Source organism: Streptomyces sp. NPDC001549 (assembly GCF_042894025.1).
In the GTDB taxonomy this organism is placed as follows: domain Bacteria; phylum Actinomycetota; class Actinomycetes; order Streptomycetales; family Streptomycetaceae; genus Streptomyces; species Streptomyces kutzneri.
The window spans coordinates 149,435-172,792 of sequence record NZ_JBIAVJ010000011.1; the positions used below are offsets into that span (position 1 = coordinate 149,435).

A 23,358-nucleotide genomic window follows, 5' to 3' on the forward strand; every position below is an offset into this window, starting at 1 on the left:
GGCCGTCACCGGCGTTGCGCCGACTGGCCCATCTCGCACGGTGGGCGTTCCATCGAAGGGTGGGCCTTGTCCCCAGGGACTCTTCGCGGCAGGAGATCGCCATGACCGGAGTGAGGACCTCGCACCCGGGCCGCGCCCGGACGGCGCTGCTGTGCGCCACCGCGCTGCTCGGCACGGTCCTGCCGGCCGGCGGCGCGTGGGCGGCGACCGGGGCGGGGTCCGCGCCGGCGTCGTGCGTGGCGTCCCCCGAGCCCTCGGGCGGCGAGGCGAAGCAGATTCTGGACATCGCCAAGGCGGCGCAGAAGGAGCTGGACCTGAACGCCGTCGTACTGCGGGTCACGCGCGACGGGCAAGAGGTGGTCACCGGCGCACTCGGCGAGTCGATGACGGGGGTCCCGGCCACGGCGGACATGCATTTCCGGGCCGGTTCGGTGGCCATCGTCTACATGGGCATCGCCATGCTGCAACTCGTCGAGGACGGCAAGGCAGGCCTGGACGATCCGATCTCGCGCTGGCTCCCCGACGCGCCGCACGCCGACGAGATCACCCTGCGCATGCTCGGCGCCTCCACCTCGGGCCTGCGCGACTACGTGCCCGACCCGAAGTTCCTCGCGGCCCTGTACGCCGACCCGTTCCGCCAGTGGACCCCCGCCGAGCTCGTGGGCATCTCCGCCGCCCACCCCCTGCTGTACGAGCCGGGGACGAGCTGGAGCTACTCCCACGCGAACTTCGTGCTCCTCGGGCAGGCCCTGGAGAAGATCTCCGGCATGCCGCTGGCCAAGGTGATGGAGCGGCAGATCACGGGGCCCGCCGGGCTGGACAACACCCTCAACAGCTTCACGCCCCAGATCGAGGAGCCCGTCCTGCACTCCTTCGACGCGGAGCGCGGCAAGTACGAGGAGTCCACCTACTGGAACCCCTCCTGGACCACCGCCCCCGGCGCGGTCCTGAACACCCACATCTGCGACCTGGCCCGCTCGGCCGAGGTCGTGGGTACGGGTGAGCTCCTCTCGCCGCAGAGTTTCAAGGTCCAGCTCGACCCGGGCACGGTGGGACTCGGCGGCAACACCCCCGGCTGTGCGCCCAAGGACTGCTTCCGCCAGCTTCCGGCGCGGCACTTCGGCTACGGCGTGATCGTCCAGAACGGCTGGATCCAGTCGAACCCGTCCTTCGCGGGCTACGCGGCCATCCAGGCGTACCTCCCGAGCGAGCACCTGGCCATCGCGGTGTCCACCACGGTCGGCTCCAAGGGCCCGGAGAACAACACGGCGCAGACCATCGCCGCCCGGATCGCCGCAGTCCTGGCTCCCGGGAACTCCCTGGCGGGATGACGGTACCCACGGCTACCCGTCGGGCCCGGACACACGCGCCCGCCGGGCCGGTCCGGTCCTATGACGAGACCGTCTCGTCCCAGCACAGGCGCAGTTGTTCCCGCAGGTCCGGAACGGATGCTGCCGCGCAGGACATGACGATCACGAGCCTGCTCAGGTCGAGGCCGTCGGACCGACGTGTCCAGGCCCATCGCCGGCCTGCCCGCAGAAGGGTCCTGAAGAGCAGTCGCCGCGTGTCGGCATCATCCGCCAGCACCTCGTCCGCAGCCTCGACGACGAGTACGTAGCGGTCCGCGGGCCGCAGCCAGTTGAGATCGCGCAGGCAGTCGAGGAGGGCGTTCCAGTTCCACCCGAAGTAGTCCGGCAGCTTCAGCCGGTCGTAGAACTGCAGGAAGACCGCGTCCGTGTCCCGCATCTCACGGCCGTCGAGGCGCACTGCGTACGTCCTGCCGGTGTCGGGTAGCAACAGATCGACAGGCAGGGCGCCTTGCTCCGGAACGACGTGCACCCAGGGCACGGTGTGCACACCGCCCACCTCCCTCCGCCGGTTCAGACCTCCACCGCCGTCAGAGCCGGAGACGGCGGCGAGCCGCCCAGTCTAGATCCAAAAGCGAAACGGCCTTGCGGCCTCAAGCAGAAGCCCCCCGGGATCCGGCGCACCTGGGAGTGGGTGCTCACCACATGGAATCCCCTAGATGATCGATTCCAAGGGATCGGCTGCGCGCATGAGGCGGGGGAGCCCAACGTCAGGTTGTGAAGACAGAGCCGGACTCCCTCGCGACCGCACTTTACGTGAAGACCGACGACCTGCTGAAGGCGTCGCCGCATCTCGCACCCTGGCGTCCGGCCGTCGGGATTGCTCCGCGGCTGACCGATGCCGAGCTAGTCACGCTTGCGATGATGCAGGCCCTACTCGGCGTCACCTCCGAGGCCAGGTGGCTCCGCCACGCCCACGCTCACCTGCGGCATCTCTTCCCGTACCTGCCGAAGCAGCCCGGCTACAACAAGCGACTACGCAAGGCCGCCGAGCTGCTTCGCCGGGTCACCCGGACCCTCGCCACCTACACCTCCGTATGGAGCGACGACGTGTGGATCGTGGACTCCACACCCGTGGACTGCAGCCGCTCCCGGGAGACCGTCAAACCCTCCGACCTGGCCGGATGGGCCCAGTACGGGTACTGCGCGAGCCACAGCCGCTTCTTCCGGGGCCTTCGGCTGCACCTGGTCTGCACCCTCCAGGGCCTGCCGGTCGCCTTCGCCCTCACCGGAGCGAAGGCAGACGAACGCGAGACCCTGCTGGACCTGCTCGCGGCCGAACCGGACATCGTCGCCACCCGGCCCGGCCAGACGCTGATCGGCGACAAGAACTACTCCGGCCGCGATCTGGCACAACGGCCATACCGACCGGCCCAGCCCGTCCTGCGCTCCCTGACCGCCTACGACCACTGACGATGTCCGTTGCTGAATTACCGCTGCGCGGGCGCTCACTCAGCGATCTCTGCTCAGCAACGCGGGGTGCGATGGCGGCGGTGGTAGGAGATGGTGACGGCGGCGAGGAGCGGGCCCCAGAGGAACAGCGGCTGGTAAAGGATGCCGACGACGAGGTTTCCGGTGTGCGTCATGTCATCGTGAGGAAAGGTCCACCACCAGGGGACGAAGGCCCAGAGCAGGGTCAGGGCCACCGCGCCGACGGCGGCAGGGACCACGGCCGCCATGGGGCGGACTCTTCGCCCTCCGATCAGCGGTATCCAGTGGGGCACGACCTCGCCCCACGGCCGTACCAGACCGATCGTGAGGAACGCTGCGAGCTCGCAGAGCACGCTCAGTGTCAGCATCCATACCTTCGCGCCGATCGTCTGGAAGTCCTCGAAGTCAACGTCGGTGTATCCGGCCGGGTATCCGAGCACCAGGGCAATGCGCCACAGTCCGCTCGGCAGGACCGCCCATGTCGTCAGATGCGCAGCCCATACAGCCCAACGGGGCGGCGCCGCTGCGGAGATGACGGTCGAGTCGCTCGTTTGAATACTCATGCCACACATCGTCACGCGCCGCCAGACAGGCTTCATCAGCCTGCGCGACCGACCCATACGGCCCTGTGGAACGAGAGCGGCACGGTGGCCTCCCCCGCGTGGGGGAGGCCAGGGTTCCACGACAAACATGCTGGGTTCGTTGACAAGGGGCAGACCCCTTGGAATCGATCATCTAGTGGCGGCGGGCCGCGGGCCGGTAGCCTCCGCCTGATCACGCACATCGTTCCGGGGGACAGACCATGCCTGTACGCGTTGCCCTGCGGGCTTCCGGCCCGTCGGCCCTGATAGCCGTAGCCGCGCTGGCCGTCGTCGGCTGCGGGGCGGATCCCCGGGAGCCGGCGTCGGGGCCCGCGTCCCCTTCCGCCCCGGCTTCCATGAGCCGCCCGCTGACCGTCGAAGAGCTGGTGTCGGCCACGCTGCCGGGCAAGGAGAGCCCGGACGCGTACGCGCACCCCGTCATCGTCCGCGAGCCCCGGGCCCGCGACCGAAAGTCCGAGGTCTCCGACCCTGCATGCGGACGGCTGCTGGAAGCCGCCCATGGCCGGCGGCCTTCCCGCCCGGACCCGGCCGTCGTCGAGCAGATGTTCAACTGGAAGGACGACATCAACGGGGCCCACTCCACCCTCGCCTCCTATGGGAACTCCGGCGCAGTGGCGGCCTTCGCTCAGATCAGCGAGGGGCTGAGCACCTGCCGGTACTACGAAAGCCCGGGCCCGACCACGATCTACAAGGGCACGGTCACGGCCGGCCCCGCCCCGCGGCTCGGCGACGAAGCGGTGCGGTTCGAGATCACCGCCCCGAGCGAGATGGGCCCGCACGTCACCCAGTACACGGTGGTCCGCACCGGGAGCGTCATCGCCACGTTCACCAAACAGTCGGTCGGCGGCCACGACGTACGCGCCTTCCCGCCCGCCCTGATCGCCCAGCAGATCTCCCTCCTCCAGCGGGCGCAGAGCTGAGGCACGTAGCCATGGCAGAAGTCGCCGGATGGACCTGGGAGCGCAACGTGCCGTCGTTCCCGGAGTTGGTGTCGCACTGCGTCGGCTACGACTTCGACGGCACCTTGCTCTCCGTCTTCGCCGATGGCTGAGCCCGAGCGGGCGCGGGGCAGGACCCGACCCGGCAGCTCGCCGGCCACGGTCTTGGCCACCAGCGCAGCGTGATGCTGCCGTCGGCCTGGTGCTTGGCGCCCGCACCACGCCGCGAACCGCGGTGCGGTACGGCATGATCTGGATCATGACGCATCCCTCCCTGCCGACCACCGAGTCGGCCGTCGCGGCGATTCGGGCCATCGCGGCCGAGTACCGGCTGGCCATGTCCGTCACCGACGACATCGGCGCCGACCAGACGTCGAGGCGGACCTCCGCGGCCCTGTTCACCGTCGTCGACCCCGACGGGTCCCTGCCCCACGAGGCGTTCGTCGAACTGGGCGGCAGCCCGGCCGTCAGCGTGCGGATCTTCCCCGAGGACGACGCGAAGATCACCGTCGACGGGGTGGAGTTCGACGACGTCCCCCGGGACTCCGTCCCCGCTTTCCTGAGGTCCGTCTACAGCGGACTGGCCTTCGTGAAGGGGCGGTTCTTCCCGCCGGGCTACTGGCTCTCCGTCCCCCTGCCCGGCGACGAGACGTACCGGGAGAGCGTCGGGGGCCCCGCGCTCACGCCCTGGCTCTCCGGCCGCGTCCGCGCCTGAGGCCGTCCCCTCCGAGGCGGGTGGGCGGTCAGAAACGGCCGTGGTCGCGGGCGCAGATGGCGCCGTGCGTGCGGTCGCGCAGGCCGAGGCGCGACAGCACGCGGGAGAGCGTGACAGGCGTACGGCGGCGGCCAGTTCGGCCGAGGGCAGGTTCCTCAGGAGGTAGCCGGTGGCGCCCGCCCCCAGGGCCTGGCCGACGTACTCGTCGTCGTCGAGGGTCGCCGGCCTGATCACCTCGTCGTCCGCGACCAGCACCCGTACCGCGCCGGCCTGGTTCGCGCCCGCGTGGCGCCGTACGCCGGTGAGCCCCTCCTGCGCCGCCAGAACCTGGACGACCGTACCGGGGCCCGCTCCCCGCCGGCAGCACGCCTGCGCCGAACGGGCCCCCGCCCGGTCACCGGGCGCGCATACTCGGAGCATGGCCGACACCACCACCGTCGAGGTCGACACCGATGTGCACGACCGCCTCGCCGTGCTCGCCGCGGACCGCGGACTGAGCCTGCGCGCGTACCTCGCCGAACTCGCCACCGCCCAGGAGAACGAAGCCGCGCTCGCCCGGGCCGCGCTCGCCTTCGAGCGGGCTCTGGAGCGGCCCGGTTTTCGCGAGGGCTTCGGGCGCGACTTCGGCCGCCTGGCGTCGCGCGACTGAACCGGCGGGCGAGGGCTCACCAGCGCCCGTGGGGCCGCCGACGGGCCGGGTCCGCGAAACGTACCTATGCTCGGAGAAGGGGCTGCCCCGAGCCCTGGAGGACGGCTGTCATGACCGAGGCGAGCGATGCGGCCCAGGCGGACCGCACTCTGAAGGCCCGGCACCGCGCGATGTGGGCGCTGGGCGACTACCAGTCGGTGGCCTCCCACGTCATTCCGGAGCTGGGGGCCGTGCTCGTGAAGGAGTGCGGCGTCCAGCGCGGCGACCGGGTGCTCGACATCGCGGCGGGCTCGGGCAACGCCGCCATTCCGGCCGCCCTGGCCGGGGCCGACGTGGTGGCGTCCGACCTCACCCCCGAGCTGCTGGAGATCGGCCGGCACCTGGCCGCCGTACGCGGGGCCACTCTGGAGTGGCGGGAGGCGGACGCCGAGCACCTGCCCTTCGCCGACGGCGAGTTCGATGTCGTGATGTCCTGCGTCGGCATCATGTTCGCCCCGCACCACCGGCCCGCCGCCGAGGAGATGCTGCGCGTCTGCCGCGCCGGCGGCACGGTCGGGCTGATCAACTGGACCCCGCAGGGCTTCGTGGGCCGGATGTTCGCCACGATGAAGCCGTACGCTCCCCCGCCGCCGCCCGGGGTCCAGCCGCCCCCGCTGTGGGGGGACGAGGAACACGTGCACGAAATACTCGGCGACGCGGTCACCGACGTGGACTCGCGCCGCCGGACGGTTCGCGTGGACCGCTTCACGGGGCCCACGGACTTCCGGGAGTTCTTCAAGGCCTGCTACGGGCCCACCGTGGCCGTCTACCGCGCCGTCGCCGGCGATCCGGACCGGGTCGCCGAGCTGGACGCGGCGCTCGACGCCCTCGCCGCCGAGCACACGGTGGACGGGGTCATGGAGTGGGAGTACCTGCTGCTGACGGCCCACCGCCGGAGCTGACCCCGGCCCGGCCCCGCGGCACGCAGGCCTTCCCCCGGCACCGGACGACACCCCACGGCTCCCGCGCCCCCGCGACGCCCCCGGTCAGTCGAGGACCGGATGCACCTCCGGGTGGGCGTCCCACCACTCCTTGTGGAAGGGGTTGTTGTCCACATTGGCCAGGTAGGCGCGGGCCGCGGCCCGGTAGAGCAGTTCCGCCTGCCCGGCCGAGAGCGCCGCGCGGCTCCACGCGAGGCGGATGCGGCCGATGATGGGGGTGCCGACGAGCGGGCGCATCACCGTGCCCTCCCCGGACGGGGCCGTCGGCTGGCTGAGCGCGACCGCGCGTCCCGCGGCGATCAGGTCGTGCTGCATCTTGCGGTCGGTGATCCGGTAGCGCAGTGAGGGGCTGAATCCGGCCTTCGCGCAGGCGGTGACGAGTGCCTCCGGGCCGCCGTCGTCGTCCTCCACCAGGGTCATCCACGACTCCCCGGCCAGGTCGGCCAGTTCGATGCGGTCCAGACCCGCGAGAGGGTGCCCGGCGGACAGCCGGATGCAGAACGGCTCCTTCGGGATCAGCGTCCTGGCCAGGGTTCCCTCCGGCAGCGGCACCTCGTGGCCGTTGACCTCCCCGTACACGATGGCGTCGTAGCGTCCGGCGCCCAGCATCCGTGCCAGCACGGTGACCGAATCCTCCAGGTCCACGGCTATCTCCCGGCCTGACATGGACAGGTCGGTCTGGGCGAGGAGGCCGTCGAGCAGCACGAGCATGATGCAGCCCAGCCGCAACGGGCCGCCGGTCGACATGGCGCGTGCCTGCGCTCCCAGAGCGTCCATCTCGCTGAGTACGCGACGCGCCTTGGCCAGCACGAACTGGCCCAGTGCCGTGGGTTCCACCCCGCTGCGGCCCCGTACGAAGAGCTCGCCCCCGGTGACCCGTTCGATGCGGCGCAACTGGGCGGAAAGTGCGGGCTGGGACACTCCGAGCCGCCGCGCCGCGCCCCCCAGGCTGCCCGCCTCCGCGATCCGGCAGACGGCTTGCAGATGCCTCAACTCCAGCTGCATCCGGGCAGCGTACGAGCCGGGCCGCCACGGCACCATAACGCGGACCTTATGCCCCCCGAGATGTCCCAATCTCGTCATGTTCACGCTCATACTCGGCCGCGAACGACACTCATCCCCGACCCCCCACGATCGGAGTGGACGTTGCATCCCAGCAGATGGACGGCGGCCGTGGCAGCGATGGCGCTGACCGCGAGCCTTGCCAGCGCTCTGGCCGGGACGGCATCGGCGGCGCAGCAGGCGCAGCCCTCCCCGTCCCAGAAGGACACACCGGCCGCACGTGCGGTCGCGGCCGCCGACCAGGCCGTCGACAGCGGCCTGGACTCCCTGGTCAACTCCTCCCAGGAACAGTACGAACGACGTCTCGTCACCCCCTGGGTGAAGGACCTCTACTCCGTCTCGTACGAGCGCAGTTACCGCGGCCTGCCGGTCGTCGGCGGCGACGCGGTCGTGCTCGCGGACGGCACCGGCAAGGTGCGCGCCCTCCAGTCCGCCTCCTCCGTGCGCATCGACGTCTCCACCCAGGCGTCGGTCTCCGCGAAGGACGCCGAGTCCGCCTCACGGGCGAAGCTGGCCTCGGTCGACAAGGTCGAGAGCAGCCGGCTGGTCGTCCGCCTCAAGGACGACAAGCCGGTGCTGGCCTGGGAGACCGTGCTGGTCGGCCGGACGAAGACCGCACCCAGCAGGCTGCACGTCTTCGTGGACGCGCGGACCGGCGCCTTCGTCGACAGCTACGACGAGGTGGTCGCGGGCACCGGCAACAGCAAGTGGAACGGGCCGGGCCCGGTCACCATCGACACCACCAACTCGGGCTCCACGTACACGCTGCGCGACCCGATCCGGACCGGCCTGAGCTGTGCGGACTACAGCACCGGCACGGTCTTCTCGAAGTCCTCCGACTCCTGGGGCACCGGCAACCCCACGAGCAAGGAGACCGGCTGCGTCGACCTGATGTTCGCGGCGCAGAAGCAGTGGGACATGCTCTCCCAGTGGCTGGGCCGCAACGGCGTCAGCGGCAACGGCCGCAGCTTCCCCGCCAAGGTGGGTCTGAGCGACCTCAACGCCTACTGGGACGGCAGCTCGGTCACCATCGGGCGCAACAGCGCCAACGAGTGGATCGCCGGAATCGACGTGGTGGCCCACGAGTACGGGCACGCCATCGACTCCAACACCCCGGGCGGCACCAGCGGCCAGGAGTCCGGGCTCGGCGAGGCCACCGGCGACATCTTCGGCGCGCTGACCGAGGCCTTCGCCAACGAGCCGGCCCCGTACGACACCCCGGACTACACGGTCGGCGAGGTCATCAACCTCCAGGGCCGGGGTCCGATCCGGAACATGTACAACCCGCCGGCCGTCAACAACGACCCGGCCTGCTACAGCTCCGCGATACCCGGCACCGAGGTGCACGCGGCGGCCGGTCCCCTGAACCACTGGTTCTACCTGCTGGCCGAGGGCACCAGCCCCGGCGGCGGCAAGCCCAACAGCAGCACCTGCAACGGCACCACCCTGACGGGGGTGGGCGTGCAGAACGCCGGCAAGATCTTCTACGGCGGCATGCTGCTCAAGACCAGCAGCATGTCGTACAAGAAGTACCGGACGGCGACGCTGAGTTCCGCCAAGTCGCTCGACCCGACCTGTGACCTCTTCAACAAGACCAAGGGGGCCTGGGACGCGATCAGCGTGCCCGCCCAGACCGCCGACCCGACCTGTACCCCGAGCGGCCAGAACAACGACTTCTCCATGTCGCTGAGCCCCTCCTCGGGCACCGTCCAGCAGGGCGGCTCCGTCACCACCACGGTCGGCACCGCGGTCACCACGGGCAACGCCCAGTCGGTGACGCTGACCGCCTCCGGCCTGCCGGCCGGCGTGAGCGCCTCCTTCAACCCGGCCACCGTGCAGTCCGGCCAGTCCTCGGTGCTCACCCTGACGGCGACGGCCAACGCGGCTCCCGGCGCGTCCACGGTCGTCGTCAAGGGCCAGGGCTCGGCCCTCTCCCACACGGTCGACTACTCGCTCAACGTGGGCGGGACCCAGCCCGGCAACGACCCGCCGGACATCAACGTCGCCAACGTGCAGGCCCACCTGACCCAGTTCAACACCATCGCGAGCCAGAACGGCGGCCACCGCCGTGCGGGCAGCGCCGGCTACACCCAGTCGCTGGCGTACGTGAAGGGCAAGCTGCAGGCGGCCGGTTACACCGTCACCGAGCAGAACTGCACCTCCTGCACCTACCCGTCGAACAACCTGATCGCCGACTGGCCCGGCGGCCCCGCCGACCAGACCGTCATGTTCGGCGCGCACCTCGACGGCGTCTCGGCCGGCCCCGGCATCAACGACAACGGCTCGGGCTCCGCGACCCTGCTGGAGAACGCCCTCGTCCTCGCCCAGAAGAACCCGACGATGACCAAGCACGTGCGCTTCGCCTGGTGGACCGATGAGGAGCAGGGCCTCAACGGCTCCGAGTTCTACGTCAACCAGCTGAGCAGCGCCCAGCGCAGCGCCATCAAGGGCTACTACAACTTCGACATGGTCGGTTCCACCAACGGCGGCTACTTCATCAACAACGTCAACTCCACCACCGCCGCCCCGCTGAAGGCGTACTGGACCTCGCTGAACCTCGCGCCCGAGGAGAACACCGAGGGCCAGGGCCGCAGCGACGACTACTCCTTCCAGCAGGCCGGCATCCCCACCTCCGGCTACGCGGCCGGCGCCAGCGCCCGCAAGACCTCGGCGCAGGCCACGAAGTGGGGCGGCACGGCCAACGCCGCCTACGACCCGTGCTACCACAGCTTCTGCGACACCACGAACAACATCAACGCCACGGTGCTGAACCGCAGCGCCGACGGTGTCGCCTACACCGTCTGGAAGCAGGCGGTCGGCGGTGAGACGCCCGCTCAGGACTTCTCCATCGGCGTCAGCCCGTCCGCGGGCAGCGCGGCCCCCGGCGGTTCCGCTTCCGCCACCGTCAACACCGCCACCGTGAGCGGCGCCGCCCAGACCGTCGCGCTCTCCGTCTCCGGCGCGCCGGGGGGCGTGACCGCGACGCTGAGCCCGACGTCCGTCCAGTCCGGCAGCTCCTCGGCGCTGTCCGTCCAGGTCGGCGCGAGCACCGCGCCCGGCACCTACACCCTGACGATCACCGGCTCCGGCACCGTCAGCCACACCACCACCTATACGCTCACCGTCACCGGTGGCGGTACCTGCACACCGCGCCAGCTCGTGGCCAACGGCGGCTTCGAGAACGGCTCCAGCCCGTGGAGCGCGACCGCCGGTGTCATCACCAACCAGTCCGGCCAGACCCCGCACGGCGGCAGCTACAAGGCATGGCTGAACGGGTACGGGTCCACCCACACGGACAGCGCCGCCCAGACGCTGGCCATCCCGTCGGGCTGTTCCACGTACCGGCTCGGCTTCTTCCTCCACATCGACACGGACGAGGACGAGAACGTCGTCTACGACCGGTTCACCGTCTCGGTGGCCGGCCAGACCCTGGAGACCCTCTCCAACCTGAACGCGAACTCCGGCTACGTGGAGAAGTCCTACGACCTCTCGCAGTTCGCCGGCCAGACCGTCACCCTGAAGTTCAACGGCACGGAGGACCAGTCCCTCCAGACCTCCTTCGTCGTGGACGACGTCACCCTCCAGGTGAGCTGACGCCCACCTGAGCTCCCGACCGGAACGAGCCCGGCCCGGCCCCCGCACCACGGGGCCGGGCCGGGTCCGTCCGATGGGCTACCGCTCCCCGGCGGCCCGCGCGGCCCGCCTGCCCCGCGTGGCACCCGCTGCGGCCACGGACCAGCCCGCCACCCAGAGCGCGCCGACCGCCAGTGCCGCGACGGCCGTCGCCATGCGGGGAGGCGTGTCTCCCAGGCCCGGGGCCAGTCCGGCCGCCCGGGCGCCGAAGCCGATGACCCCGGCCCCGACCATCGCGACGCCCAGCCAGGAGACGCCGACCGCGGACCGCCGCAGCCAGTGGGCGGCCGGCGGGCGGACCAGCACCAGGGACACGACCGCCATGAGCAGGCCGAGGCCGGCATTGCCCAGCTGGGCGGCCGTGACGTCGGCGACCTGGGCGTAGGCCTCGGGCGGGGCGGGGAAGCCCGGCATGCCCAGCTCGCCGTCCCGCGCGAGGTCCACCTTGCTCACGGTGTAGGCGAGCGCTCCGGCACAGGCGGTGAGTGCGGAGACCAGCTGCTTTCTCGGTGATCGGGTCATGGCCTCATCCTGCTGGCCGGGACGCCGCCGCCTCCTCCCCGCGTACCGTCCGCCTCCCCCGCCCGGGGGAGCCGGGCTCCTACGGCATCAGCTGGTACTCGGGGAAGTTGCCCGGCAGCCGTTCGCCGTCCCGGCCGTCGGTGACGGCGTGCACGAGCAGTTCACCGCCGACGAACGCACCGCGCCAGGAGCCGCCGAACCCGCCGAAGAGCTCCTCGCGGTCGCCGCGCGAGCGGGGCTTGCCGTGGCCGAGTTTGAAGGCCCGGATCTGCGGGGCGAGCCGGGCGAAGGTGGCCGGATCGTCGGTGGACAGGGTCGCGACGAGGGCGCCGCCCGACGCGTTCATCGCGGCGAGCAGCTCCGCCTCGGTGTCGACGAGGACGATCGTGTCGACGGGCCCGAAGGGTTCGGCGTGGTAGAGCGGGGAGGAGGCCGGAGGGCTGAGCAGCGTGAGCGGGGCCATGTACGCGGCGGTGTCCTGGCCCTCCAGGAAGCGGGCCGGATCCAGCGTGCCGCGGTAGAGCGGTACAGCACCCCGCTCGATCGCCTCGGCGGCGTGGTCGGTGAGTTCCTTGGCCTTGGCCGCGTTGATGAGGGGGCCGAAGTCCAGCTCGGGCAGGGGGTCTTCGGGGTGCGCGACGGCGAGGGGGTGGCCGGTCCGGATGGCGGAGACGGCCGGCAGGTAGGCGGCGAGGAAGGCGTCGAAGGCGGTGCGCTGGACGACGAAGCGCGGGTAGGCGGTGCAGCGCTGCTTGCCGTAGTCGAAGAGTTTGGGGATGACCGCCGTCAGGGCGGACCAGTCGGTGTGCTCCCAGATGCCCCAGGTGTTGAGGCCCTCCTGCTCCAGGATGTGGCGCTTGCCGAGATCGGTGACGGCGGTGGCGATCCGTGCTCCGGTGTCGCGGCCGCCGACGAAGGAGACGCAGCCGATCTCCGGGGAGCGTACGAGGGCCTCGGACAGTTCGGCCCCGCTGCCGCTGACCAGGGTGACGGGGATGCCCTCGCGCCGGATCAGCGCGCCTGCGAGGGTGAGGCAGGCGAGCCCTCCGTCGGTGGGGGTCTTCGCGATGACCGCGTTGCCGGCGAGGGCCTGTACGAGCATGGCGTGGACCAGTACGGACATGGGGTAGTTCCAGCTCGCGATGTTGGAGACGGGCCCGGCGAGCGGGGTCCGGCCCTCGGCCATGGTCTCGATGTGCTCCACGTACCAGCGGACGCCGTCCACGGCCCGGTCCACATCGGCCATGGCGAGGTGCCAGGGCTTGCCGATCTCCCAGACGAGCAGGAGCGAGAGCAGTTCCCGGTGCTCGGTGAGGGCGTCGAGGGCGGCGGTGACCCGGGCCCGCCGCTCGGGCAGCGGAACGTGCCGCCAGGCGCGGTGCTCGTCGAGGCAGGCCCGTACGGCCGCACCGGCGGTCTCCGGGTCGAGCCGCGGCGGGCCCGCGACGGGGCTGCCGTCGACCGGACTGGTGGCGGGCAGGCTGCGGCCGTCGGGCTGCCAGGAGCCGGCCCAGAGGTTGAGGACGCGGTCGTCACGGAAGGCCTCGGGGGCGGCGGCCAGGGACCGCCGCCACGCGTCGGACCAGGCCGTACCGGGCTTGAGGGCGAGGGTGGGTGCCATCTGTGGTTCTCCGCTCAGAGGGTGGGCGGGGCAGGGAGGTGGCTCGTGCACGGCGGCCCTTCGCACGGGGGCGGCCGCACATCGAGGCTACGGGGGCAGCACCGCGACCGTACGTACCGTGGGTGCGAAATGGCCGGTGCCGGCTCGGAGCGGCGAGTCGCCCGGACACCCGCGCGAGGTCCGGATCCCGCGCCTCGGACACCTCTTCAGCGCTTGCCGCGGCCCCGCTCGGGAGCGATCATGGCGACCAGCCCGTAGTCCAGCTCCGCGCCGTCGACCAGCAGGGCCTCGACCGTGCGCGTGCTCGGGTCGATGTCGGCCTCCACGCCCTGCCCGCGGTAGCGGGGATAGCCCGAGGCACCCGTCTCACCGGTCGCCTCGACCGTGGCCGACCGCAAGGCCCGGTCCGCGGGGGACTCGCCGCGCAGGTTCTCGATGTGCTCGGGCACCAGCAGGATCTCGAAGGTCTGCGGCTCTGTGCTCATGGACCGAAGCTACCCGATGAGGTGCCCCGGAGCGGGTGTGCACACGCCCCGCCTCGTAGGCTCTGCGGGACCCCCCACACGCGGATGAAGAGGAACGACATGAGCGGCGACACCCCGAGCAGGATCCTCCTCGTGGCGAAGGAGACCACCCTCCGGGGCCTGCTGGAGCGCCTCCTCGTGGCCCGGGGGTTCACCGTGGTCGACGGCGGGACCGGGGTGGACACCGTCTCCCTGCTGGGCAGCGCGGGCCCGATCGACCTGGTGATCTGTGAGCGCACCGGGCCGGGCCTGGACGAGGTGGCGCTGTTCGAGGAGATCCGCCGGCACCCCGATCACGGGCAGGTGCCGATCCTCGCGCTGCCGCCCGCGGATCCGGAGTGCACGGTGCGCGCGCTGGAGGCCGGTGTGAGCGACTGTCTCGCGAAGCCGTTCCATCCCACGGAGTTCGTGGCCCGCGTCGAGCGGCTGGCCCGGCCGGCCGCGGCCTGATTCCGCTCTTCGGTCCCCGGCCGGTCGTCCGGATCCGGCCGGTCCCGGCCGCGCGGCGCGATTGGCCGGACATCGCCCTGGTCCGGGCCGCCCGGGGTTCCTACGATTCGGGCACCCGGTCTTCACCGACCGGACGCTGTCAGGGACATGCCCAGATTCCGTTCCTGGGCCTGCCCCGTTCCACCCTGCACACCGGTCTGTGACGACCCGGCCCCGCTCTGGCCGGCCGCACCCCCCACCCACCGGCACACAGGCATGCCCGCCTGCGCGCCGCCCGGTACCGAAGCAGTGGATCGGAGAAACATGTCCGGTGGATTCCTCGTGAGCGGCGCGATCGGCGCCCTGCTCACCGCCACCCTGCCCACGCACGCCACCCCCTCCACGATCGTGGACCCGCCGCCCGACCGCATCGTGATCGAAGTCGCCACGGTCAACGGATCCGGATGTCCCAAGGACACCGCGCAGGTCGCCGTGTCCCAGGACAACACCGCCTTCACGGTGACCTACAGCCAGTACCTGGCCCAGGTCGGCGGCGGCGCCCCGCCCACCGCGGCGCGCAAGAACTGCCAGCTCAGCCTGATCGTGCACGTGCCCCACGGCTTCACCTACGCGGTCGCCAGTGCCGACTACCGCGGCTACGCCTCGCTCGCGCCCGGCGCCAAGGCCACCGAGAAGGCCTCGTACTACTTCCAGGGCTCACCGGACACGGCCGCGCGCACCCATAACTTCAGCGGGCCGCAGGAGGACAACTGGCAGGCCACCGACGTGACCGACTGGGCCCAACTGGTGTGGGCGCCGTGCGGGGTGCAGCGGAACTTCAACATCAACACCGAGCTGCGCGTGACCAGAGGCACCTCGTCCCCCTCGTCGACCAGCTACATGACGATGGACTCCACCGACGGCAGCATCAACACCATCTATCACCTGGCCTGGAAGGAGTGCCCCGGCAAGTGATCCACCCCGCTCCCGGCCGCCTCCCGCTGCGCATGCGCGCGCAGCGGGAGGCGGTAGCCGCGTTCCCGGACCAGGCGCGAGGTGAGCTCGGTGAAGGCGCGGGCCGCGGCGCTCTCGTACGCGCTCTCCCGGCGCAGCAGGGTGACCGTTCGGGACGGCAGGGCGGGGTCGAGCGGTACGGGACGCAGGTACGGGTGGTCGTGGGTGACGGCGTCGGGCAGGACGGTGGCCAGCGTGGTGCGCCGGACGATCTCGGTGAGGGCCTGCACGGAGTTCGCCTCGACCGCGATGTGCGGCCGTACGCCATGGGCGGCGAGGTAGGCGTCGACGTGCTCGCGGGTGGCGAAGTCCCCGCTGAGCAGGGCCAGTCGGCGCGTCGCGAGGTCGCTCACGGGCAGCGGTCCGGGATCCTCGCCGACGGCGGTGACCAGTCCGAGGGTCTCCGTGAACAGCGGGGTCGCCGCGATCCCGGGCAGGTGCGGCCCCTCGAAGGCGAGGCCGAGCTCGTGCTCGTCGGCGAGCAGCCCGGCTTCGATCCGGTCCTGGGGCATTTCCCGGATCTCGAGGGTGATGCCGGGGTGCGCGGTGTGGAGTCCGGCGACGAGCGGGCCGACGAGGTACGCGGTGAAGGTGGGGGTCAGCGCGAGGCGCAGGTGGCCGCGGGAGAGGTCGGCCAGGTCCAGGACGGCGCGCTCGGCCGCGGCGAGGTCCCGTAGGGCGCCGCGCGCGTAGTGGACGTACGTCGCACCGGCGTCGGTGAGCCGCACGGCGCGCCCGGTGCGGTCCAACAGCTGGACGCCGACGGTGCGTTCGAGCTGCTTCACCTGCTGGGACAGGGTGGGCTGGGAGATCCGCAGCTCTTCGGCGGCGCGGGTGAAGCTGCCGTGTTCGGCGACGGCGATCAAGTAGCGCAGGTGGCGCAGTTCCAGAGCCATGGATCCGACTATAGACGGTATCGATGGCAGACATGGATATTGCGTCTTGGACACAATAGATGCAGCTCATGCATGGTGGAACACGTCAAGCCCCGTACGGGGCGCATCCCAGGAGGGAGTGACCATGCAGACCTTGCAGGCCATGCCCGGACCGCGTGATCTCGCGGACGGCGTCACACGTTTCCAGCGCGAGGTGTTTCCGGCCAAGGCGGACCTCTTCGCCCACCTGGCCGAGGTACACCGGCCGACGACCCTGTTCATCGGGTGTTCGGACGCCCGTGTGGTGCCGGAACTGATCACCCAGAGCGATCCCGGCGAGTTGTTCGTCGTCCGCACCGCCGGAAATCTCGTCCCCGCCCACGCACCGGGCGCGGACGGCGTGGCGGCCAGCATCGAGTACGCCGTCGCCGTCCTCGGGGTCACCGGCATCGTCGTGTGCGGGCACTCCGCCTGCGGGGCGATGACCGCCCTCGCCGAGGGCGCCGACCTGAGCGCCGCCGCGTCCGTCGCGGGGTGGCTGCGGCACGCGGACGCCTCGGTGGCCCGTACGGCGGGTGCCGCCGGCCCCGGCCGGCTGTCCGCCCTGGTCCGCGAGAACGTACGCGCCCAGCTCGCGAACCTGGCCACCCATCCCTCGGTCGCCCGCGCACGGGCCGCGGGGACCCTGACGCTGCACGGCTGGGTCTACGACATCCGCTCCGGCGGTGTCACCGACGTCGGCGCCGCAGCGGCCGGCTGACCCCTCGCCCCCCCCCTGCCACTCCACCCCCACCCGATCATCCCGCTTCTCCGGAGGACACCTTGATGCAGCACGCCCAGTTCGACCCCACCGCCCGCCAGGCCCTGGCCGTCACCGCCGTGGACGCCAAGGTCCGCAAGGACCTGTCCTGGCAGCAGCTCGCCGACGCGGCCGGCCTGTCGGTCGCCTTCGTCACCGCCGCCCTGCTGGGCCAGCACGCCCTGCCCGAGGCCGCCGCGAAGGCGGTCGCCGGCCTGCTGGACCTGGACCAGGACGCGGTGCGGCTCCTGCAGACGGTCCCGACCCGCGGCTCCCTCCCCGGCGGCATCCCGACCGATCCGACCATCTACCGCTTCCACGAGATGCTGGAGGTCTACGGGACCACGCTGAAGGCGCTGGTCCACGAGCAGTTCGGGGACGGCATCATCAGCGCGATCAACTTCAAGCTGGACGTCAGGAAGATCGCCGACCCCGAGGGCGGTGAGCGCGCCGTCATCACCCTGGACGGCAAGTACCTCCCGACGCGCCCCTTCTGACCGTCGCTCAGGCGCACTCGCCCGCGCCGCGCTGCTCACCGAGCTGCCAGAAGAGCCGGTTGTCCAGGCACTCGGCCAGGTAGGGGACACCCGCGGTGTAACCCGATCCGTGGGCCCCGCCGAGCATGCGCGCGGCGAGGCTCCGGTGGGTGGACTTCCAGCGCTGGTGCCGCTCTTCCAGCCCGCCGAGCGCGCTGCGGAAGCGGTTCCACTCGGCCTCGCCGAAACGGACCGAGCGGCGCAGGTCGAGATAGGCCCGGACCACCGTGTCGTGGGCGTCGCCCTCGGCCTCGGCCCGTACGGAGGGGACGTTGGTGAAGGCTTCCGACTCCAGCCGCGGCGCGGTCGGGAGGCCGCACAGGATCTCGAAGCGCTTGTACTGCTCGGACTGGATGGCGCTGGCGCCCTGGGTGAACCGCCGGAACGCGGAGAAGTGCCCTGGCCGCATCGTCGCCACCATCCGGAACAGCGCCGAGGCCCGGTCGAAGAGACCGGCCGCACGGTCCACGTGGTCGGCGGCCGCGTCCAGCCGGCCGGCGCGCAGCGCCCCGATCGCCGCCCGTACGTCCGCCGCGATCGCCGTGAAGATCATTTCGTGGGCCTGGAGGGCCCGGATGAAGAAGTACTCGTCGTGCAGCACGTACACGGGCTGGACCGTCACGTCGAACCAGCGGCCGGCCCCGGTGGCCGCGGGCCGGGGAAGGAGGTCGGCGAGGTCCGCCCAGCGGGACCACGGCACGTGGGCCGCCCGGGAGGTCAGGTCATCGGCATCCGGGACGCCGAGGTCGTGGGCCACGAATCGCAGTGCGTGGCGCAGCCGTTTGCGCAGGGTCACCGGGTCCGGCGGATCCCGGTCCACGGATTCCCGCGATGCCCGCAATTCCTGTGATTCCCGCGCCGGGGCCTCCGTCTGGATCTCGAAGCGTATGACGTCGGATATGAGCAGCGTGGCCATGCGGTTCGGGTCCGGCGCGTCATCCGTTTGGCCCTCGCCCAGGAGGAGCTCCAGCAGCGGCAGGGAGAGGTAGGTCCGGTTCCAGTAGCGCCCTTCGTGCTTGTCGAGCATGCAGTCGAGGAACGCCTGGAGATGGGGCCGGCGGTGCGCGGCGTGGTGGTTGTGGATCTCGCCGAGCCGAAGCAGGAGAGGCGGCGGCAGGAAATGCTTCCCGGTCCGGCGGACCTCTTGCGTAACGGTACGGGCCAGGTGGATTCCGTCCGGTTCTCCGTCGCCCCCGCCCCCGTCCCCGTCCGCGTCCACGTGACCGATGGCCGCCCAGCGGCCCGCCTCTGCGCATTCCGGATTCATCGCCAATCGCCTCCTGGACCTGGTGGGCCTCACGCCGTCCGGGTGAAGCAGGAGATTCCAGTGGGCATGATCGGAACGCTGCCCGTCATGTCTCGAACATTCGTGTCTTGACAAGGGCGGGAGGACACGCACAGAGCCTCCGGCCCGGTCGGGTAGGAGGCTCTGTGTCATACGGTTCGGTGCCCACCCCGGCGGCCGGGTCGGCCACCGCGCGCCGGTGGAGGAGACGGATCCGGGGAACCATGGATCCGGGTGGAACAAGCCGGGGCCCCGTGGGCACTCGCGCAGGCGTCGGAGGCCCCGGCTCGCACAAGGGGACTGCGTCAGCTGCCGGCCGAGACGTTGCCCGACAGGACCGGGATGTTGTCCAGGATGTGGGAGAGCGGCTCGTCGCCCTTGGCCTGGGTGGAGTTCTCGGTGCACTGCTGGTTCTGCGGGTTCGACAGGACGTTGATGTCCTGGACACCGATGTTGACGAAGGCCAGGATCGACTGGGCGTTGAGCTTGGCGGGCAGGGCGATGCAGGGCTTGTTCAGGGTGCCCTGGATCACGCCGAGCTGCGGGCTCATGTCACCGCGGGTCTCCTGGTTCCCGTAGATCTGCTGGGAGTTGTTGCCGTTGACGGTGTTGACCCCGTTGTCGTTGCCGATGGCCATGGCCGGGGCGGCCATGGCCGCGCCCGCGCCGACGATCGACGCGGTGGCGGCGGCGGTGGCCATGAACTTCTTAATCATCAGTGGTCCTTCTGTCGCACGAGCGCACGGTGATAAGCACCTTGATCAACGGTCGTTGGGAGCACAGGTTGCGACGCTTCACCCGAACAGCCCCTACCGCGTCTCACGCCCCCGGACAGCCACGCTCAGCTCGGCGACGTAGTGCTCCTCCACCCAACCGTCCGGGAACCGGTCCATGAGGAGGGCGCGTTCCTCCTCCAGGAAGTCATCCGTGCCGGGCTCGCCGATGAGGAACAGGGAGTGGGTGGACAGCTTGGCCAGATGCGTGTCGACCGGGACGCGACGCGACCACGCCAGCCGGCGGTCGGTGAAGCGCAGCCCCTCCTGCGAGAGGGCGCGCTCGTTGATGTACCAGCCCGGGCCGAACCGTTCCTCGATCCGGTTCTGCTGATCGGCGATCCAGCCGACCCCGGTGTCCGGGTCGTTCTGCCACACCGCCAGGGCCCCGCCGGGGCGCAGCACGCGCAGGGCCTCGGGGACGGCGTGCGCCGGGTCCGTCCAGTGCCAGGACTGCGCGTACGTCAGCAGGTCCAGGCAGCCGGAGGCCAGCGGCAGCCGGTTGCCGTCCGCACGGACCAGCGGGGTGCCGGGGTTGCGGCGCCGGAACTCCTGCGCCATGCCCTCGCCCGGCTCCACCCCGACCACCAGGGCCCCGCGGGCCTCCAGGAGGGCGGTGGCGATCCCCGTTCCCGCTCCGACGTCGGCGACCCGTGCTCCGGCCAGCGGAAAGCCGGCCATCTCCGCCAGCGTGTCGAAGAGCGCGGGCGGGTACGCGGGGCGATGGGCGGCGTAGCGTGCGGCCGCGGAGCTGAAGGAACGAGCACGGGATTCGTTCGTCATGGCGTCCATGATGCCGGTGTCCCGGAGCGGCGCGGAGAGGCAGTCCCCCATGGTGGCCGCGCGGTATGTCACGTCGCTGGTAGGGGCGTTGGAGCGGTACGCCGGGCAGCCCGCACTCGGCGTCGGCCCGGTCGTCCTCGGATTCCAGGACGTGCTCGACGGGGCCTGCCGACTGGCCGGGGCGCTCTCCGGGGCGGGGATCGGGCGCTGCTCGGGACTGGCCTGCGTCACGGGTTCGAACCGGCCGGAGGTGCTGCTGGTACGGATCGCCGCGCACCTGCTGGGCGCCCGGCTGACCCAGGTACTCGCCGGACCCGCCCTGTACGGGCTCGACTTCGTGCTGCGGGACTGCCGGCCGGACCTGGTCGTGCACGATGTGCCGGTGCCCGCGACCGGGGCGCCCCGGCTCGGCCTGGCCGAGCTGCTCCGCCGGGCCGGCCGGCAGCAGCCCGGGCTGGTGCCGGTACGGGCGCGGGAGGACGACGTGGCGCGGGTGACGTACACGGGCGGGACCACGGGGCGGCCCAAGGGGGTGGCCTTCACCTTCGGGGCGCTGGCCGCGCGGAACGCCGTACGGCCGGCGGCCTGGTCGGAGGCGGTGTACCTGTCGGTGACCTCGCTGGCGCAGCGGTCGGGCGGGCGGTGCCTGGAGCAGTGGCGGGCCGGGGGCCGGGTGGAGATCCTCGAACCGTTCACGCCGGCGGAGTTCGCGGCGGCCTGCGGCCGCCTGGGGCCGGTGGCCACGTACCTGACGACCTCGATGGTGTACCGGTTGCTGGACGACCCGGCGACCGCCCACGGTGTACCGGGGCTGGCGGCGGTCTCCTACGGCGATTCGCCCGTCCACCCCGAGCGGCTGCGCGAGGCGGTGACCCGCTGGGGCGGCCGGTGGCGGCAGGGCTACGGCACCAACGAGGCGGCGGTGATCTGCCGGCTCTCACCCGCCGATCACGATGCGGCGGTGGGCGGGCGGCCTGAGCTGCTGGCGTCGGTGGGGCGGCCCGTCGCGGGGGTGGCGGTGGAGGTGCGCGACGGGCGGGGCACGACGGTGGCGGCCGGCCGCACGGGCGAGGTGTGGATGCGGTCGGGGGCGATGATGACCGGGTACTGGGGCCGGCCCGGGCCGACGGCCGGGGTACTGCGGGACGGATGGCTGCGGACGGGGGACCTCGGGCACTTCGGGGCGGACGGCTACCTGTACCTGGACGACCGGATCCACGACGTGGTGATGGTCCACGGGGACAACGTGTACTGCGTGCCCGTCGAGGCCGCGCTCGCCCGGCATCCCGCGGTCGCCCAGGCCGTGGTGGTGGGGCGGCACAGCGACGTGACCGGCGAGGAGGTGTGCGCCTTCCTGGTACCTGCGGCGGGGTACGAGCCAGGCGCCGGGCTCGCCGCCGAGGCCTGTGACCTGGTGGAGAAGGAGCTGGCCCCGGCCCACCGGCCCACCGCGGTCTTCTGGGAACGGGCGATCCCTCTGACTGCGCGGGGCAAGCCGGACAAGCGCCGGCTGCGGGAGCGGGCGGCGGGGGCCGCCGGCCGGCGTGCGTAGGAGCTCCGGGTCGGCCGGGCGGTCGGGGACGGGCGGAGCGGTCAGGGACGGGCGGAGCGGTCAGGGACGGGCGGAGCGGTCAGGGACGGGCGGCGGCGTAGGTCCAGAACTCCCGCATCACCGCGGGCGAGGCCGGGCCGGCCAGCTCCCTCTGGGTGAGGAGCAGGGTGAGCGCCCCGGTGGCGGGGACGATGTGGGCGGCGGTGCCGGTGCCGCCGATCCAGCCGTACCGGCCCGGTACGTTCCACGGGTCGAGGCGCGCCACGTCGACCGATCCGCCGAAACCCCAGCCCTGGCCCTCCAGGAAGAGGGCGCCCGCCGCGCGCTGGGGCGCGGTGAGGTGATCGGTGGTCATCTGCCGTACCGAGTCCGCCGAGAGCAGCCGCCGGCCACCCCCGTACGCGCCTCCCGCGAGCAGCATCCGGCCGAAGGCGTACAGGTCGTCGACGGTGGAGACGAGGCCGCCCGCCCCGGACGGGAAGGCGGGGAGGGTGCTCCACTCGCCGTCGGGCGCGTCCACGAGCTCCAGGGCTCCGCCGTCGGGGGCGGCCCGGTAGTAGCCGGTGAACCGGTGGAGCTGCTCCCGCGGTACGGCGAACCCGGTGTCCCGCATGCCGAGCGGCTCGAAGACGCGCTCGGCGAGAACGTCCTGGAAGGGCTGTCCGGTCGCTCGGGCGATCAGCACCCCGAGGATGTCGGAGCAGGTGTTGTAGAGCCACGCCTCGCCGGGCTGGTGGAGGAGCGGGATCCGCCCCAGGGCCGCCATCCACGCGTCCGGCTCCGCCACCTCCTGCGGCCTGGGCGGCCCCTGCTTCAGCCTGCCGAACAGCGGGGCCACGGCGGGCAGCGAGAAGTCGGCGGGGAAGCCGTACCCGGCGCGGAAGGTGAGGAGGTCGGCGACGGTGATCGGACGCTCGGCGGGCACCACGTCGTCGAGCGGCGCGGACGGGGTACGGACCACCGTCGGCGCCGCGAGTTCCGGCAGCCAGCGGGCCACGGGGACGTCGAGGGCCAGCAGTCCGTCCTCGACCAGCATCATGATGGCCGCGGCGGTCACGGGCTTGGTGACGGAGGCGATCCGGAAGAGGGAGTCGCGGGCCATGGGTGCGGTGCCAGCCGTGTCGGCGGAGCCGACGGCCGCGACCTCGATGTCATCGCCCTGTGCCACCAGGGCCACCGCGCCGGGCAGTGATCCGTCACCGACGTGGGTCTCCAGGAGACTGCGCAGGTCGCTCATGGTCCACCTTCTCGTACGTGCGGATGCTCGT

22 protein-coding genes and 1 pseudogene are annotated in these 23,358 nt (G+C 71.8%); 12 read left to right on the plus strand and 11 right to left on the minus strand.

Annotated elements, in window-relative coordinates; all coding sequences use genetic code 11:
* The first annotated feature begins 101 nt into the window (after positions 1–101).
* Positions 102–1,331 (plus strand): serine hydrolase domain-containing protein, encoded by a 1,230-nt coding sequence (locus ACFY04_RS19995; RefSeq protein WP_389118355.1) that lies wholly within the window; start codon positions 102–104, stop codon positions 1,329–1,331.
* A 58-nt stretch (positions 1,332–1,389) separates the two neighbouring features.
* Here the strand turns inward: ACFY04_RS19995 and ACFY04_RS20000 are convergent, their stop codons facing one another.
* A complete protein-coding gene (locus tag ACFY04_RS20000; protein WP_389118357.1) occupies positions 1,390–1,857 on the minus strand; it encodes a barstar family protein in 468 nt (155 codons plus the stop codon).
* Between the two features lie 227 nt (positions 1,858–2,084).
* Between ACFY04_RS20000 and ACFY04_RS20005 the strand changes: the two are divergent.
* Positions 2,085–2,747, plus strand: a pseudogene (locus ACFY04_RS20005) (transposase); the annotation flags it as partial.
* An 86-nt stretch (positions 2,748–2,833) separates the two neighbouring features.
* Here the strand turns inward: ACFY04_RS20005 and ACFY04_RS20010 are convergent.
* A complete protein-coding gene (locus ACFY04_RS20010) occupies positions 2,834–3,361 on the minus strand; it encodes a hypothetical protein (RefSeq protein ID WP_389118359.1) in 528 nt (175 codons plus the stop codon).
* A 239-nt stretch (positions 3,362–3,600) separates the two neighbouring features.
* Between ACFY04_RS20010 and ACFY04_RS20015 the strand changes: the two genes are divergently transcribed.
* The 4 genes from ACFY04_RS20015 (at position 3,601) to ACFY04_RS20030 (ending at position 6,643) form a co-directional block, all read left to right on the plus strand.
* Positions 3,601–4,320 (plus strand): hypothetical protein, encoded by a 720-nt coding sequence (locus ACFY04_RS20015; protein WP_389118361.1) that lies wholly within the window; start codon positions 3,601–3,603, stop codon positions 4,318–4,320.
* A 277-nt stretch (positions 4,321–4,597) separates the two neighbouring features.
* A complete protein-coding gene (locus tag ACFY04_RS20020) occupies positions 4,598–5,053 on the plus strand; it encodes a hypothetical protein (RefSeq protein WP_389118362.1) in 456 nt (151 codons plus the stop codon).
* Positions 5,054–5,471: 418 nt separating this feature from the next.
* The gene (locus ACFY04_RS20025; RefSeq protein WP_389118364.1) at positions 5,472–5,702 is read left to right on the plus strand and encodes an antitoxin MazE7; all 231 of its coding nucleotides are present in this window, start codon (positions 5,472–5,474) and stop codon (positions 5,700–5,702) included.
* Between the two features lie 110 nt (positions 5,703–5,812).
* A complete protein-coding gene (locus ACFY04_RS20030; RefSeq protein ID WP_389118365.1) occupies positions 5,813–6,643 on the plus strand; it encodes a class I SAM-dependent methyltransferase in 831 nt (276 codons plus the stop codon).
* 84 nt (positions 6,644–6,727) lie between these two features.
* On the opposite strand, the gene ACFY04_RS20035 is transcribed toward ACFY04_RS20030, so the two are convergent.
* On the minus strand, positions 6,728–7,687 hold the full coding sequence (locus ACFY04_RS20035; RefSeq protein ID WP_389118367.1) for a LysR family transcriptional regulator: 960 nt from the start codon (positions 7,685–7,687) through the stop codon (positions 6,728–6,730).
* Positions 7,688–7,864: 177 nt separating this feature from the next.
* Between ACFY04_RS20035 and ACFY04_RS20040 the strand changes: the two genes are divergently transcribed.
* Positions 7,865–11,338 carry a M28 family peptidase gene (locus ACFY04_RS20040; RefSeq protein WP_389118509.1) on the plus strand — a complete coding sequence of 1,158 codons (3,474 nt, stop codon included), beginning with the start codon at positions 7,865–7,867 and terminating at the stop codon, positions 11,336–11,338.
* A 78-nt stretch (positions 11,339–11,416) separates the two neighbouring features.
* Here ACFY04_RS20040 and ACFY04_RS20045 read toward each other — a convergent pair whose 3' ends face one another.
* The 3 genes from ACFY04_RS20045 to ACFY04_RS20055 all read right to left on the minus strand — a co-directional run bounded on the left by ACFY04_RS20045 (position 11,417) and on the right by ACFY04_RS20055 (position 14,005).
* Positions 11,417–11,899, minus strand: a complete 483-nt coding sequence (locus tag ACFY04_RS20045; RefSeq protein WP_389118369.1) for a hypothetical protein — start codon at positions 11,897–11,899, stop codon at positions 11,417–11,419.
* Positions 11,900–11,978: 79 nt separating this feature from the next.
* A complete protein-coding gene (locus ACFY04_RS20050; protein WP_389118371.1) occupies positions 11,979–13,520 on the minus strand; it encodes an aldehyde dehydrogenase family protein in 1,542 nt (513 codons plus the stop codon).
* Positions 13,521–13,726: 206 nt separating this feature from the next.
* Positions 13,727–14,005, minus strand: coding sequence for a hypothetical protein (locus ACFY04_RS20055; RefSeq protein WP_389118373.1), 279 nt, complete (start codon positions 14,003–14,005; stop codon positions 13,727–13,729).
* Positions 14,006–14,104: 99 nt separating this feature from the next.
* On the opposite strand from ACFY04_RS20055, the gene ACFY04_RS20060 reads away from it, so the two are divergent.
* Together ACFY04_RS20060 and ACFY04_RS20065 are read left to right on the plus strand one after the other, a co-directional pair.
* Positions 14,105–14,494 carry a PleD family two-component system response regulator gene (locus tag ACFY04_RS20060; RefSeq protein ID WP_389118375.1) on the plus strand — a complete coding sequence of 130 codons (390 nt, stop codon included), beginning with the start codon at positions 14,105–14,107 and terminating at the stop codon, positions 14,492–14,494.
* Between the two features lie 303 nt (positions 14,495–14,797).
* Positions 14,798–15,448: a DUF4360 domain-containing protein gene (locus ACFY04_RS20065; RefSeq protein ID WP_373045202.1), complete on the plus strand. Its 651-nt coding sequence runs from the start codon at positions 14,798–14,800 to the stop codon at positions 15,446–15,448.
* On the opposite strand, the gene cynR is transcribed toward ACFY04_RS20065, so the two are convergent.
* Positions 15,415–16,383 (minus strand): transcriptional regulator CynR, encoded by a 969-nt coding sequence (gene cynR, locus ACFY04_RS20070; protein ID WP_389118377.1) that lies wholly within the window; start codon positions 16,381–16,383, stop codon positions 15,415–15,417. The two genes, ACFY04_RS20065 and cynR, sit on opposite strands and share 34 nt — an antisense overlap.
* A 124-nt stretch (positions 16,384–16,507) precedes the next feature.
* Here cynR and ACFY04_RS20075 point away from each other — a divergent pair, with 124 nt between their 5' ends.
* Positions 16,508–17,122 (plus strand): carbonic anhydrase, encoded by a 615-nt coding sequence (locus tag ACFY04_RS20075; RefSeq protein ID WP_389118379.1) that lies wholly within the window; start codon positions 16,508–16,510, stop codon positions 17,120–17,122.
* A gap of 65 nt (positions 17,123–17,187) precedes the next feature.
* Positions 17,188–17,658, plus strand: coding sequence for a cyanase (cynS, locus tag ACFY04_RS20080; protein ID WP_389118381.1), 471 nt, complete (start codon positions 17,188–17,190; stop codon positions 17,656–17,658).
* Between the two features lie 7 nt (positions 17,659–17,665).
* Here the strand turns inward: cynS and ACFY04_RS20085 are convergent, their stop codons facing one another.
* The 3 genes from ACFY04_RS20085 to ACFY04_RS20095 all read right to left on the minus strand — a co-directional run bounded on the left by ACFY04_RS20085 (position 17,666) and on the right by ACFY04_RS20095 (position 20,538).
* Positions 17,666–18,964 (minus strand): tryptophan 2,3-dioxygenase family protein, encoded by a 1,299-nt coding sequence (locus ACFY04_RS20085; RefSeq protein WP_389118383.1) that lies wholly within the window; start codon positions 18,962–18,964, stop codon positions 17,666–17,668.
* Positions 18,965–19,287: 323 nt separating this feature from the next.
* Complete coding sequence (locus tag ACFY04_RS20090; RefSeq protein ID WP_389118385.1) at positions 19,288–19,698, minus strand: rodlin; 411 nt, start codon at positions 19,696–19,698, stop codon at positions 19,288–19,290.
* Between the two features lie 93 nt (positions 19,699–19,791).
* On the minus strand, positions 19,792–20,538 hold the full coding sequence (locus ACFY04_RS20095) for a class I SAM-dependent methyltransferase (protein ID WP_389118386.1): 747 nt from the start codon (positions 20,536–20,538) through the stop codon (positions 19,792–19,794).
* On the opposite strand from ACFY04_RS20095, the gene ACFY04_RS20100 reads away from it, so the two are divergent.
* A complete protein-coding gene (locus ACFY04_RS20100; RefSeq protein ID WP_389118388.1) occupies positions 20,537–22,090 on the plus strand; it encodes an AMP-binding protein in 1,554 nt (517 codons plus the stop codon). The two genes, ACFY04_RS20095 and ACFY04_RS20100, sit on opposite strands and share 2 nt — an antisense overlap.
* Before the next feature lie 79 nt (positions 22,091–22,169).
* On the opposite strand, the gene ACFY04_RS20105 is transcribed toward ACFY04_RS20100, so the two are convergent.
* Complete coding sequence (locus ACFY04_RS20105) at positions 22,170–23,327, minus strand: serine hydrolase domain-containing protein (RefSeq protein WP_389118389.1); 1,158 nt, start codon at positions 23,325–23,327, stop codon at positions 22,170–22,172.
* Positions 23,328–23,358 lie beyond the last annotated feature (31 nt).

Excerpts from the sequence above, each read along its gene's own strand:
- ACFY04_RS20055 (WP_389118373.1), bottom strand. The coding sequence starts at position 14,005 with ATGAGCACAGAGCCGCAGACCTTCGAGATCCTGCTGGTGCCCGAGCAC.
- ACFY04_RS20030 (WP_389118365.1), top strand. The coding sequence starts at position 5,813 with ATGACCGAGGCGAGCGATGCGGCCCAGGCGGACCGCACTCTGAAGGCC.
- ACFY04_RS20085 (WP_389118383.1), bottom strand. The coding sequence starts at position 18,964 with ATGAATCCGGAATGCGCAGAGGCGGGCCGCTGGGCGGCCATCGGTCAC.
- ACFY04_RS20035 (WP_389118367.1), bottom strand. The coding sequence starts at position 7,687 with ATGCAGCTGGAGTTGAGGCATCTGCAAGCCGTCTGCCGGATCGCGGAG.
- ACFY04_RS20050 (WP_389118371.1), bottom strand. The coding sequence starts at position 13,520 with ATGGCACCCACCCTCGCCCTCAAGCCCGGTACGGCCTGGTCCGACGCG.
- ACFY04_RS20045 (WP_389118369.1), bottom strand. The coding sequence starts at position 11,899 with ATGACCCGATCACCGAGAAAGCAGCTGGTCTCCGCACTCACCGCCTGT.
- ACFY04_RS20025 (WP_389118364.1), top strand. The coding sequence starts at position 5,472 with ATGGCCGACACCACCACCGTCGAGGTCGACACCGATGTGCACGACCGC.
- ACFY04_RS20020 (WP_389118362.1), top strand. The coding sequence starts at position 4,598 with ATGACGCATCCCTCCCTGCCGACCACCGAGTCGGCCGTCGCGGCGATT.
- ACFY04_RS20065 (WP_373045202.1), top strand. The coding sequence starts at position 14,798 with ATGTCCGGTGGATTCCTCGTGAGCGGCGCGATCGGCGCCCTGCTCACC.
- ACFY04_RS20090 (WP_389118385.1), bottom strand. The coding sequence starts at position 19,698 with ATGATTAAGAAGTTCATGGCCACCGCCGCCGCCACCGCGTCGATCGTC.
- ACFY04_RS20100 (WP_389118388.1), top strand. The coding sequence starts at position 20,537 with ATGGCGTCCATGATGCCGGTGTCCCGGAGCGGCGCGGAGAGGCAGTCC.
- ACFY04_RS20015 (WP_389118361.1), top strand. The coding sequence starts at position 3,601 with ATGCCTGTACGCGTTGCCCTGCGGGCTTCCGGCCCGTCGGCCCTGATA.
- cynS (WP_389118381.1), top strand. The coding sequence starts at position 17,188 with ATGCAGCACGCCCAGTTCGACCCCACCGCCCGCCAGGCCCTGGCCGTC.
- ACFY04_RS20105 (WP_389118389.1), bottom strand. The coding sequence starts at position 23,327 with ATGAGCGACCTGCGCAGTCTCCTGGAGACCCACGTCGGTGACGGATCA.
- ACFY04_RS20095 (WP_389118386.1), bottom strand. The coding sequence starts at position 20,538 with ATGACGAACGAATCCCGTGCTCGTTCCTTCAGCTCCGCGGCCGCACGC.
- ACFY04_RS20075 (WP_389118379.1), top strand. The coding sequence starts at position 16,508 with ATGCAGACCTTGCAGGCCATGCCCGGACCGCGTGATCTCGCGGACGGC.
- ACFY04_RS19995 (WP_389118355.1), top strand. The coding sequence starts at position 102 with ATGACCGGAGTGAGGACCTCGCACCCGGGCCGCGCCCGGACGGCGCTG.
- ACFY04_RS20060 (WP_389118375.1), top strand. The coding sequence starts at position 14,105 with ATGAGCGGCGACACCCCGAGCAGGATCCTCCTCGTGGCGAAGGAGACC.
- ACFY04_RS20010 (WP_389118359.1), bottom strand. The coding sequence starts at position 3,361 with ATGAGTATTCAAACGAGCGACTCGACCGTCATCTCCGCAGCGGCGCCG.
- ACFY04_RS20040 (WP_389118509.1), top strand. The coding sequence starts at position 7,865 with ATGGCGCTGACCGCGAGCCTTGCCAGCGCTCTGGCCGGGACGGCATCG.
- cynR (WP_389118377.1), bottom strand. The coding sequence starts at position 16,383 with ATGGCTCTGGAACTGCGCCACCTGCGCTACTTGATCGCCGTCGCCGAA.